Here is a 13,017-nt window from a genome sequence, read left to right on the forward strand (position 1 = left end):
CTCTTTTAATAGACTGCAATTTATATTGTATTTTTTAAAAAATATCAATTTTAATTTGCTATCTCTTTTTTATTTTAAAAATATATATTAATTCAAATCTAAGTAAATATAAAATTCAAGATATTTAAACAATAGTTATTTAACCCTACCTATTCTAAATAAGGCAATTTAATTTTATATCTTCATAATAAAAAAGAAATAAGTAGGAACAAATTTAAAACGATTTTGGAAAATATAAAAAAAAATAGATAAGTATATTTTTTTTATAATAAATTAATAGTTTTTACAGAAATTTCTTTAAAATATTATTAAAGGAATGATATAAATGAATTATGAAAAAAGTTTTAAAAAAATAAAAAAATATCACTATAATTGATTAAATATTACATTAATGATTCTTCTTTTTCCTATTGTATTAATTTTATCAATTTTATGTTCTATTATCTTTGTACCTTACTTGTTTAAGTATACAAGAGAAGGAAAATACAAAGGTGTTGAATTTAACACCTATGATCACTTACTCTATGATTTAGAAGTCAAAAAAATTAATAATTTTAACATTAAAAAAGAACAAATTAGAGAATTCAATATTGGTCCCTCTAGTGAACAAATTAGTGCTCTAATTGTGAAAAATAAAGATTCAAAAAAATGAGTTATTGGACTACATGGTTTTAAAAGAAATAAGTATATGGGTTTAAGAGGAGTTTTTCATCTTTATGAAAAAGGTTATAATATTATTTGTTTTGATGCTTTCGCTCATGGTTCAACTTATGGCAAATACTCTGATTTTGGACTTACAAATTCAAAAGTACTTAATGAAGTAATTATTTGAGTTAAAAACTCATTTGAAGTTCAGGAAATTGGAGTTTTTGGTACAAGCATGGGTGCTACTAGTGCAATATTTTTTGCAAAGAAATACTATGAAAAAAATAAAATAGATTGACTAATTGCCGACTGTCCATTCACTCAAGCTGTTCCACAAATTAGATTCTTTTTACAAAAATATATGTTAATCCCTTGATGATTAATGTCCTTAGGAATTAATCATAATTTTAGAAAATACGCTAAAATGAACATTAAAGATGTTAATTTACTAAAAGAAGATAATAATATAAATGATCTAAAAATTTTATTTATTCATGGTAAAAAAGATGATTTCATTTTATATCATAATTCAGTTGTTCTATATTCTTTAAAAAACTTAGTTGAAAAAGTTAAATTGAGTCAAATTAAGTTATATGAAAATGCAAAACATTCAAGTTCAATGCATAAAAATTTACAAGATTATATTGATACAACTATTGGTTTTATCAATAATTAAAAGGTTTTATAAAACTTTTTTTTATACTCTATTCATTATAAAAAGAAAAAAAACTTCTTTACAGAAGTTTTTTTAGCCATATTAATTAAAACGACATCATTAATAAATTATTTAGAAATTTAACATAAAGCAAGACAATTGTAATATTATTACTAAAACCAAAACCCTATTTAAATAAAAGCTAAATTATATTATTTTGATACTCTTTTTAATGATAACTTAGCTTGGTCTTTGCTTTCATCAACTGAAATAACATATCCATCCATTTGTTGACCTACTGTTACATAGTCAGCTACGTTTGTTACGTAAGCGTCAGCAATTTCTGAAATATGAATAAGACCTTTGTAGATTTTACCATCAATTTCAGCATCACAAAATGCTCCGAAATCGACAATTTTAGTAATAGTAATATTTACAATTGTACCCATGTTTCGTTCTCCTTTACAATAACTATAAACTATTTTTACGAATAAAGGTAGATAAATTAAAAGAAATTTAAAAATAAATACTTTAGTGTGCAAAAATGCTATTTTATTTAAAAATATCACCATTTTTTGATATTAAATCCTTATATCAGTAAAATGATTTTTTCTTATATCTTTTTAGCTCTTTTAAGTTACTTTCTGTTCTATCTACATAGATAAAACCATAACGTTTTTTAAACCCTTGATGAGAAGATACTAAGTCAATGGCACTTCAGGGGTTATATGCAATAACTTCAACACCTTCTGAAATTGCTAATTGCAATTGTTCAATGTGTTGATGATAATATTCAATTCTCATTTGGTCGTTAACAGTTTGATTATCAAGTTCTTCTGATAATCCAAGTCCATTTTCAGAAATCATTAATGGTAATTGATATCTTTCATATACCTCTCTTAATGTAATTCTTAAACCTATTGGATCCATTGCTCATCCATATTCTGTTTTTCCTAGATATTCATTTTTTGAATAGCTAAATAAGCCATTAATATCAAACATGGTTTGTTGATCTATTTTAATTGCCTTATTAGTATCTTCTTGATTTTCTTTTACTGTTCCTGATGTATAGTAATTTATTGATAAAAAATCAGGTTTACCTTTTTTAAGAATATCTAGATCATTTTCCAATATTTCTGGCATAAGATTATTATCTAAAAAATACTTTTTAGCAATTGGATTATAAATTCCTCTAACAATGGCATCTAAATAGTATCAATTTCTCATTATACTAGCATTTTGAGCACTTAAATAGTCCTCCGGCTTCTTAGAATCGGGATAAATACAAACATTGTTCAGTGCAGGACCTATTTTTGCTTGTGTAGAGTATTTTCTTAATAAATCAACAGCTTTAGCTTGAGCAATAAACATATTATGAGATTGCTGATACAATTCTTTTTCATTTATTGAACTTTGTGAACCATTTAAAATAGAAACTTTACTTCCAATCATAATCATTACATTTTGTTCATTAAATGTAATTCAGTACTTTATTTTCTTAGCAAATCGCTTAAATAGTGTCTCAGCGTACTTTAAATAGGCATTTACTGTTAATTCCCTATTGTTTCACCCACCTTGTTCTTGTAAAGAGAGAGGTAAATCAAAGTGATATAAAGTTGGAATTGGTTCAATATTATTTTTAATTAATTCATCAATTAAATTTTCATAAAATTGCAATCCTTTTTCATTAATTTCGCCATCTCCTGTTGGTATTATTCTTGACCAAGCAATTGAAAATCTAAAAGATTTTAAACCCAGTTCCTTAAATAAAGCAATATCCTCTTTATATTTATGATAAAAATCTGAAGCAACTTTAAAATCACTAACATCATCTCCATATTTTTTTATATCTTGAACAGACAACCCTTTATTATCTTCGTTATAAGCTCCTTCAGATTGAAATGCTGAAATAGAAGCGCCTCATAGAAAATCCTTAGGAAAATTGTTTTTCTTTAATTTCATATTAACTAACCGCCTTTATTTTGATATCTTTTTTTCTTAAATAATCATTATTAATTTGAGTCAATCCATAATTTATATCCAAAGAATGTATTGCATTAAAATATTGATTATTAAGTTTAACTAAATTTGAAAATTCTACATCATTTGCAAATTTTATGGTATTTTGAGAAACTAAATCCATGAACTCATCTTGCTTACTATTAAATCATTTTGATTTTTCTTTAACATTCTCTTTAAATAAGTCAATTTCTTCTAACATTTGTTTTTGTTTATTATTTTTTTCAAAGTTTTCAAATGTACTATATAGAGTTTTTATTTTTTCAAGTTCTTCTGTTTTACGTAATTTTTTTAATTTTAAAAGATATTTATTTTTTTGTAGTTCGTACTTCTCACTATATTTTTCATAAACAGCCTCTTTTTTATTTAAAATAATTATTTCTTTTTCTAACTCTTTTATATTTTTTAACTCTTCTTTTGAAAAGAAATTATTTGTTCTTAATAAAAAGACTTCTAATTGAGAATTAGCTTCTTTTTTAGTTAGATTATTTCTTTGACAATAAGCATAAACTAATAATTTATTTATCTTTTGAATTTCTTTTAATTCATCAGGTCTTTCTTTATAGATCAATAATGTTACTAAAGCACTTGAAGCAAGAGTTATTAATAAACACATTGAAAACATTGCTACATTAACAGCTCCACCAGGAATATAGCCTGTTATTGAAAATATTCCATAACCCCCTGGCACATACATTTTAACACCTATAATACCAGAGATCATTCCACCAATAGCAGCTCCAATATTTCCAGCCATAAATGGTTTTTGTTTTGGTAAGTTTATTCCATATAATATAGGTTCTGAAACTCCTATTAATCCTGCTGGTATATTAGCAATTCCCATAGCTCTTAATTTAGCATCTTTGGTTCTAATTATTAAACCAATTAAAGCTCCTACTTGTCCATAAACACCATACATTAAACCTGGACTTAATAATTGCGGAATTTGTTGTTGGACTTGTAGAGAAATTGGCATTGCAATAGCAATGTGAATTCCAAGTACAACTGCTGGTTGTCAAACAAATGAAAAGATGGCAACCCCAATTCCTAAGGGAAGTAATCCAATTTGATTTACAACATAACCAATTCCATATTCAACAAGACCTAATGTTGGTCCTACAAAAAAGAATGTTGCACTTACTATTACAATAAAAGCAAGTGTATGTCTAAAAATTATATCTACCATTGATGGCATTCAAGTTTTAATTCATTTATCTAATCAATAATATCCAATCATTGCAGCTACACAAGGCAATATTGTATTAGCATATGCTTTAATCCCTATTGATACATCTCCTATTTTGAATCAAGTTCAAATAGGAGATGCATTTTGAAATAAAAATGGATTTGCAATAACTAAACAAATTAGTAACCCCATTTGAGAATTTCCACCTAAATATCTAATTGTGTTATAACCAACAAACAACCCTAAAAATTTAAAAGCAACATCAGTAATAATGTAAAAATACTGACTAAAGTGATCAATTTCTTCTAATGAACCAGCTGGCCCAGGCTTAACTAAAACTCCAGCTTGAATTAAAATACTTTGAACAGCCATTAACATTCCCACACCAATAAAAATTGGTAAATTAGGAACCATAACCCCTGCTAAAGCAGCCATAATTCTTTCTTTAAAAGGCCTTTTAACTTTAACTGCATTTGTTTCTTTTAAAAGATTATCATTTAATATAGTAAAAGCTGTAAATACTTTTTGAACCTCTCCACCAATAATTATTTGAAGTTCTTCCCCATTTCAATGAGTTCCCTTTACTAAACTTAGTTTCTCTATACTTTCTAAATCAACTTTTGATTTATTTTTAATAATTAATCTAAAACGCGTCATACAATTATAAAATTTGGAGTAATTTGCAGAACTTCCTACAAATTTATAAATTTCTTCCGCTACTTTATCATATTTATTTATAGATATGAGAGCATCTATATTTTTTAAGATATCCTTTTGATTATCTAAATAAAAATAACCAATTTCATCACCTTTTTTAACACTTTTTACATTCTCATTTAAAACAAATTTTCAATTCTCTTCTAGATTCTCTTCAATAACTATTGGAGTAGCAAGAGAAAGTTTATTTTTCTTTATCATATCAAAATTAACTTCAGCAAGTTTATCTTTTAAAGAAACTTGTTTATTAATATCTGTAAAAATTTTAAAAGGTTTTCCTTTTAAATTCACTGTGTCTAATCCTATATGAATTAAAACGTTTGGACCATTTTTACACTTTATAAACATCGCATGTTTTGTATCAAAAATCATACTGATGTTTGCTTCTTCAAATGGTGAATAAAAAATATTAGATTCTGGTTCTATATAAATACCATCTCCAAGCATTTTTTCACTAAAAACACCATCTTTTAAATCTTCGATTTTGAAAATTTTTCCATCACATGGTGCATAAAATTTTATTTTTTCCATATTAACCTCCAATTAGTATTATCTCTAAAAATAAAATTAAAAAAAGACTCTTAAGTCCTTTTTCTTTTAAATTAAATTAATTAAAGTAAATTAATAGCTTCATAAAAAAATGCTAGTATATAACTCATTGAGATATTTCTATAAATATAATTACTTGGAAATTCTTTTAAATCCAAAATAACTCTACTTTTATATCTATTAAGTTTATATTTCTGTGAACTAGAGCAAAATATAAATATATTTTCATTTGTTTTTATAAGTTTTTCATAAATTTTAATTAGTATTTCATTACCTTGACCTGCAAAAAAAAGTAATATTCTGTCTTCTGAATTAACTTTTTCAAGATATGTATAAAATAAATAATCATTAACTATGTTAATAGTATCAATGTTATTTAAATTAAATAACTCAACAATTAAATTAGAATAATACTTTAATTGACTAGAACTTAATATATAAACTTTGCAATCTTTAATGTTATTATAGATATCAAAAACATTTTTCTTCATTTGAGAAAAAATATTTAACTCCTTATTTTCTTCACCTAAATCTAAATTTGGAGATATTTGTTCTAATAATTCAAATTTTAATAATGAGATTAATTCTCTATATCCCTTTAATTTAAGTTTTTTAGAAAACACTGTTAACAAACTTTCAGATACATGAATAGAATCAGCAAATTCCTTTATAGACAGGAAATTCTGATTAATATACATTTCTATTAACTTTTTTGCAATTAGAGTATCATTCTTATTATCAGTATTTTGTGATATTTTAGTTAACTTATCAAAAATCATAATTACCTTTTCTAATTATTTTTATTTAAATAATATCTCTTATATAAAAATAATAACTCATAACTTTAAAATTAAGCAGAAAATTTAAAATTCTATTTAATTTTTAAAATTTAGGTTATAAATTATTATTTTTAAATTATAATATTTTAGTTCTATTTAAAAAGACGATTCATTTGACTATCTTTTTTTAATTACATGTACTTTTATATTGCCTTTAATTAAAATTGGATTTATTTATATACAATACAAAAATTAATTTATCTTTTTAATGTTACATTTAAAGAAAGTTCAAAGTCTCCTTTTAAAGTATTAGGTTCATAGTTTTTAATAATAGCAGCTCCCGATAAATTTCCAGGGCTTTCGAGTATTGTAACTCAATTTAAATTCACAACATTAGTTTCAGTACCTGGTCTATCCTCTATTAATCTAATTGATACCTTTGTTTCAGAAGCCTCTTCTGTAAACACTCTATCGTCAGTTTTATAAGCTCTTGCATCGACATTGAATTCTTCTTTAGTTTTAATATTTGAAAAAGATCAATATGGTTTCACTATCTTTTCTTTTTCTTTTGGATTTGAATTGAAATAATATTTATATTCATTTAATGTTTTCACATATACTGATTTAGAATCATTTATACCTAAATCCAAAGTAACGATTTCTTTATAATGAAATTTTAGTAAATCATAAATCTGATATTCAGTAATAATAAAGAAATCACTCAAAATTTGCCAAGATGTAAAGTATTGATTTTTGTCATATCCAGATAGTGAAATATTTTTATATTCAATATTATCTATCTTAAAATCACCAATAAAATCTACTCTGTATTGTTTATCTACCTTATCATAAACATAAAAGTTTAATTTTTGAACTTCTACATTATCTGAAATTAATAGTTTTTGATAAAAATTTTTATCAATATTATTGCCAGAACTATCTAATGCTCCAAATTTGGCCTCTAACTTTTCAATATTTAAATCTTTAATATTATTTTCCTTTTTATACTTTTGTCATTTAATTAAATTTTCTTGCATTTCTTTTTTTCTATCATAACTTTTATTTGGTAAAAGTTCATTTTTATTATCTACTTCAAAATTTGAAGTAGTTGTTTTTAATGAAAATTCATCATTTATTGCTAAGGAATGCTCTTCATTTTTTATTGTAAATGCAGTAACTTGATTTACAGAAGCTAATCCTAAACCAAAGATAGCTAAAGTGTTTAAAAGTTTTTTCATCTTTTTATTTTCCCTTCTTTCAAATTCCCACCCACACCCATTTTTTTATTATAATTAAATTTTATAACAAATATAATAAAAAAATAGAGTTATTAAATTTTTAATTAACTTTTAAAAATTAATTTTATGAATTAATGTTATATAATAAATTCATTTATTTTCAAAAAAATTTATTACGTTATTAAATTTTTTAAGATACAAACTGAATAAAATAAAAATTTATATTAATCTTAATTTTATATCCAATAATTTTTAATTTTTTCTGTTTTGACTTTTCAAGGCTTTATGAATTGATCCCATATTTATTGGTAGTTTTATAAGATTTACTAATGGCAAATTATTTTTAATTAAATATAAAAATAAATAGTTAATTTGACGTTAAATTTGTGCTGCAATTACTAATGAGTTTTCATCGGAATCAAATTTAAATGATAATATATTTTCTTGCAATAAATATTTTCTAAATGTCTTAAAGTCAAGGAAATCTTTAATGAATATTTTGTATTTTGAATATATACTTAATTTGTCAATTGAACCTTCAAATATTTTTTTATCATTTTCCAAAATTACTTAATTATTAATAATATCTGCAATTTCATCGATATTATGAACAGCAATTATGACTAATTTACCATGATTTTTAAATTAAATTAATAAATTTTTTACTTTATTTCTTCAATAAGAATCTAAATTAACTCCTGGTTCATCCATAATAATAATTTCTGGTCTTTATAAAAACAAATAATTAAATTCACTCTATTTTTCATTTCTCATGAAAAATCCTTAATCTTTTTCTTATAATATTCTCAAACATTGAAAATTGCATTCAGTATTTTACTTTCTCATTAACTTTATTATTTTTTACACCCATTACTATGCAACTATCTTTTAGGGAATTATAAACAGATATATCCTGTAAAGCAAATTCCATTTGAGTATAATAACCAATAATTCTATTTGACTTAGGATATTTTGGTGGCTTTCTTTTTATGCTATCAACTGTTATTTTACCCTTATATTTTTTAAATATACCTAATAAAGAATTTAAAATAACTGTTTTTCCACTACCGCTTGTACCTAAAAGACTTGAAATTCTTCTTTTTCCAATTTAAAAACTTGTTGGTCCAATTGTATTAAATTTAATTTTTTTAATAAATTTATCAAAAACAATTAAATTTTTCATATTTTGTCACCCTTTTTTCTTTATTATTGTAAATCTGAAGAATTAAATTTATAAAAAGTAATAAAATATAGAACTTAACTAATAGCAATTTGAGCAATTAAATACCAATATGTATCTATACCTATATCATAAGATTGTAGGTCTATTATACCATTTTTTATCTTTAGATTATAAGTTTTATATGGTAAAAAAATGAACCCAAAATAGTAAGCACAATAAAAAAACAATTGTACATTTTATACTAAGAGAAGGTTCATTTTTTTATTGCAAAAAAGGACAGGAGTTTACTAAATACTCAAACAAATTTAGAAAAATAGTTGTTAAATATAGCAATAAATGATCAATATTTATCACTGCTGAACATTTTAATATCTCTATAGGCACAATAAAAACTTTAAGATATAAAAAGAAATCATAGTGGTTCTTTAGAACAATTAAAGTGTGGGATAACAAAGAGTGAAAATTATAAGAAGAAATATCAGATACTAAAAAAGTTTCTTGACTTCTACATGCAACAAAGAAAGTAAAAATAAGTCTCATTAAAAAAAATGTTAGAAGTTTTTGATATTAAACGTTCTTATTGAGATAAATATAAGAATAAAATAGAAAGATTTAATGGTAAATAAAATGCATTTAAATAATATTAAAATTCTATTTAAGTTATATAGATCATAATTTGGATATAGTAAATTGACGGAACATTTAAATAAGCTCTATCTATCAAATATCTTCAAATTTTATTATGGTGAAGTACCTTCATTACAGTTTTTTTAATTAAGTATTTACTTTATAAAAATACAATAGAGGCGACCCAATATTATAATTACTCGCATAAATAATTTTATATAAATGAATATTAAAAAATCTAATTACTTACATTATTTTTTAAATAAAACTATAGAAATTTATTTTTGATACAGCAAGTCATATCTATCTAATTTATATTTAACATATCATTGATTATTAATTTAAAATCAACTAAATAATAAATATACAAATTTTTCTAAGATTAACCCTAAATAAAGATGGGGTTAAATTATAAAAAATAACCCCATCAGTTTCAATATTATTATAAAATTTTATTTATTTTTTGAATTTCCATTTTTGAATTTTTTTCAATTATTTTTTATTTTTTTTATTTATTATATCTTGCTTTAAATTATATTTTTCAATATCATTAACTTTTGTTATCTCTTTATTTTCCAAAGCCTTATGAATAGATTCCATATTTATTGGTAACTTTAAAAAATTCACTAAAGGCAAATTATTTTTAATTAAGTATAAAAATAAGTAATTAATTTGACGATAAGTTTTAGCAGCAATTACTAGTGAATTTTCGTGACTATCATATTTAAAAGATAGGATATTTTCTTGCATTAAATAATTTCTAAAAGAGTTAACATCAAATTGATCTTTAATAAATATTTTATACTTAGCATAAATATCTATACTTTCTTTTGAACCTTCAAAAATTTTTTTACCACTTTCTAAAATAATATAATCATCAATAATATCTGAAATTTCATCAATATTATGAACAGTGATAACTATTGTTTTACCCTGTTTTTTAAAATCAACTAACAAGTTTTTAACCTTATTTCTTCAATAAGAGTCTAAATTAGCTCCTGGTTCATCCATAATAATTAGTTCTGGCTCTTTTATAAAACATAATATTAAATTCACTCGATTTTTCATTCCTCATGAAAAGTCCTTTATTTTTTTAGATCTATGCTCTCAAATATCAAAGAATTTCATTCAATATTGAACTCTTGGTTTTATCTTATTATTGTTAATTCCCATTATCATACAACTATCTTTTAGAAAATTATATGCAGATATATCATGTAATGTAAAGTCCATTTGAGTATAGTAACCTATTACTCTATTTGCTTTTTCATAGCTATGTGATTTTCGATTCCAATTATTTACTACAATTTTTCCTTTATACTTTTTTATTATTCCAAGTAAAGCATTTAAAATAACAGTTTTACCACTACCACTAGAACCAAGCAATCCTACAATTTTTCCCTTTTCAACATTAAAACTAATAGGTCCTATTAGATTTTTTTTAAACTTTTTTTGAAAATTATCAAATACTATTAATTTTTCCATTGTCTTATTCCTTTTATTACTGCAAGTCAGCATTATTAAATTTATAAAAAGCTATTGCAAATAATACAGCACTTATTATAAATTGTACTATTAAATAAAAATATGGTTTAGCTGTATTATTATATGAAAGTGCATCTATTTTATTTTGATTTAATTTAAAAGTAAAAGTACTGTAAGGTAGCAACAAATTCTTCTGGCTATCTAAGATTAAGTTTGACTTAACTTCTGGATTAAATCAAACATCACCATAACTAAGACCAGAATAATATGTATAATTTAGCAATACATTTGATAAAAAATTAAAGTTAAAAGTAGCATTATAAATTTTTCTTGACTTTATATAGTCCTTTCATTCATCACTATCACCATTAATTGTATAAGTACTTGCAACTACATAATTAGAAATATAACTTATAAAGTAGTCCTCCAAAATTCTAGTTGTAATCATTAAAGGATTAAATAAAGCTGAATACGCATCTTGAATATAACTTGAGTCCATATCTGTTGTAACAATATTTTTCGCATCTTCAGTTTGAAGTCTTAAACCCGCTAAATTAGTAAAATAATTTTGATAAATATTAGTTAAGTAAGATAATTTAAAAGCTCTTTTATTACTCTCTGTTTCTTTGGTATTTAAATTTGAACTAGATTTTTTAACTAACTCAATATAGCCATTTTTTTGTCTTTCTAATTTTCCTTGTTCATTAATTAAGTTTCAACATTTACTTTCATTAAAATTTTCACATGACTCTAGTTGAATATAGTCATCAAATAAGTAATAAAATCTTTCTTGAAAACTATAAAAGTGATCATATATAAAATTATGAAACTCATAAATTTCTTTCAGTATTAAATATTTATTATGACCATTTTCATCAATGAATTTTTGATCAGTTTTATTTATTAAATTATTTAACTCCCTTAAACTAATGAACTTATATTTTAAGAATGTCTCTACTTCAATTTCATCACCAAATTCTCAATCTGAAATATCTGAATTAAATGGAACTGATGAGATTTTACCTTTAAATTTAATTACAACTGGATTATCATCAATTATACCTAAATCTTTTCAAATTTTTTTTCTAATTTCAATACCCTCTTCATTACTAAAAGTACTTGTTCTAAACTTGTTCTCTAAAAAACAATCTAAAATATATTTGCTTAGATTTGGATATGCAATTTCTGATTTATTAATTCTAGATACTAAATCAAAAGATTCATATAAATTATCTACTCTTAAAGTAACATTACCATCCTCTCCTGAAAAAGAAAGATTTTTACTTTTTTCAGATGTTTTCAAGAATTGATAAGGTAAACTTGATATAAAACTAAAAGACATTAATAAAGTAACAATAATTATTGTTAATTGAGGTGATGATATTGCAAATAAGAATAATATAAAGTTTGACAATAAAATAACTATCAAAAATAAATAAAAAGTATACACTGAAGCTATTCTTATAACTACAATATTATTAAAATTAAGTAGACTTATAAATAAATAATTTAACAGAAATAATAAATAGCAGTATAATCAAATTACAAAATTAGTAACAACAAACAATTTAGTTCTTTTTAAATGTTGTATTGAAATTATATTTATTGTTTTATCAGCTTTTTTAATATAAAAAAAGTAATTCATCAATCGCATTGTAATTAATATTACTATTGCACAAGTATGAATAAGTACATAATAGTTAAAAACAATTACTTTTGTCTCTGATGATGATAATAATGCTAACATTAAACCAACTAATAAAGATAAGCTAATTGAAATTAAATACATGATCATAAATGTCTTTTCTCTTATAATACTTTTAAATTGATACTTAAAAATAGTAAAAAAACTAATATTTTTTTTAATATCTTTCATAATTTTTCTCCTTTTTAGGTTTTTTATTTAAGAACCATAATTATAAAAATATATTTAG

10 protein-coding genes are annotated in these 13,017 nt (G+C 22.8%); 1 reads left to right on the forward strand and 9 read right to left on the reverse strand.

Annotated elements, in window-relative coordinates:
• The first annotated feature begins 325 nt into the window (after window positions 1-325).
• Window positions 326-1,321 carry an alpha/beta hydrolase gene (locus AACL15_RS03305; RefSeq protein ID WP_339033417.1) on the forward strand — a complete coding sequence of 332 codons (996 nt, stop codon included), beginning with the start codon at window positions 326-328 and terminating at the stop codon, window positions 1,319-1,321.
• Between the two features lie 191 nt (window positions 1,322-1,512).
• On the opposite strand, the gene AACL15_RS03310 is transcribed toward AACL15_RS03305, so the two are convergent.
• The 9 genes from AACL15_RS03310 to AACL15_RS03345 all read right to left on the reverse strand — a co-directional run bounded on the left by AACL15_RS03310 (window position 1,513) and on the right by AACL15_RS03345 (window position 12,959).
• Window positions 1,513-1,749: a S1 RNA-binding domain-containing protein gene (locus AACL15_RS03310; protein WP_053946295.1), complete on the reverse strand. Its 237-nt coding sequence runs from the start codon at window positions 1,747-1,749 to the stop codon at window positions 1,513-1,515.
• 103 nt (window positions 1,750-1,852) lie between these two features.
• The gene (locus tag AACL15_RS03315) at window positions 1,853-3,262 is read right to left on the reverse strand and encodes a glycoside hydrolase family 1 protein (RefSeq protein WP_339033419.1); all 1,410 of its coding nucleotides are present in this window, start codon (window positions 3,260-3,262) and stop codon (window positions 1,853-1,855) included.
• Window position 3,263: 1 nt separating this feature from the next.
• On the reverse strand, window positions 3,264-5,753 hold the full coding sequence (locus AACL15_RS03320; RefSeq protein WP_339033421.1) for a glucose PTS transporter subunit IIA: 2,490 nt from the start codon (window positions 5,751-5,753) through the stop codon (window positions 3,264-3,266).
• An 80-nt stretch (window positions 5,754-5,833) separates the two neighbouring features.
• The gene (locus tag AACL15_RS03325; protein ID WP_339033423.1) at window positions 5,834-6,550 is read right to left on the reverse strand and encodes a hypothetical protein; all 717 of its coding nucleotides are present in this window, start codon (window positions 6,548-6,550) and stop codon (window positions 5,834-5,836) included.
• Window positions 6,551-6,807: 257 nt separating this feature from the next.
• Window positions 6,808-7,788 carry a hypothetical protein gene (locus AACL15_RS03330; RefSeq protein WP_339033425.1) on the reverse strand — a complete coding sequence of 327 codons (981 nt, stop codon included), beginning with the start codon at window positions 7,786-7,788 and terminating at the stop codon, window positions 6,808-6,810.
• A gap of 378 nt (window positions 7,789-8,166) precedes the next feature.
• Complete coding sequence (locus AACL15_RS03335) at window positions 8,167-8,352, reverse strand: hypothetical protein (RefSeq protein WP_339033426.1); 186 nt, start codon at window positions 8,350-8,352, stop codon at window positions 8,167-8,169.
• A gap of 181 nt (window positions 8,353-8,533) precedes the next feature.
• Window positions 8,534-8,896, reverse strand: a complete 363-nt coding sequence (locus AACL15_RS05480) for an ATP-binding cassette domain-containing protein (RefSeq protein ID WP_422398408.1) — start codon at window positions 8,894-8,896, stop codon at window positions 8,534-8,536.
• Between the two features lie 1,194 nt (window positions 8,897-10,090).
• The gene (locus AACL15_RS03340; protein ID WP_339033428.1) at window positions 10,091-11,083 is read right to left on the reverse strand and encodes an ABC transporter ATP-binding protein; all 993 of its coding nucleotides are present in this window, start codon (window positions 11,081-11,083) and stop codon (window positions 10,091-10,093) included.
• 16 nt (window positions 11,084-11,099) lie between these two features.
• On the reverse strand, window positions 11,100-12,959 hold the full coding sequence (locus AACL15_RS03345) for a hypothetical protein (protein ID WP_339033430.1): 1,860 nt from the start codon (window positions 12,957-12,959) through the stop codon (window positions 11,100-11,102).
• Window positions 12,960-13,017: the final 58 nt, after the last annotated feature.

The sequence above is a fragment of the Spiroplasma endosymbiont of Cantharis rufa genome, from assembly GCF_964019665.1.
Taxonomy (GTDB): Bacteria; Bacillota_I; Bacilli_A; order Mycoplasmatales; family Mycoplasmataceae; genus Spiroplasma_A.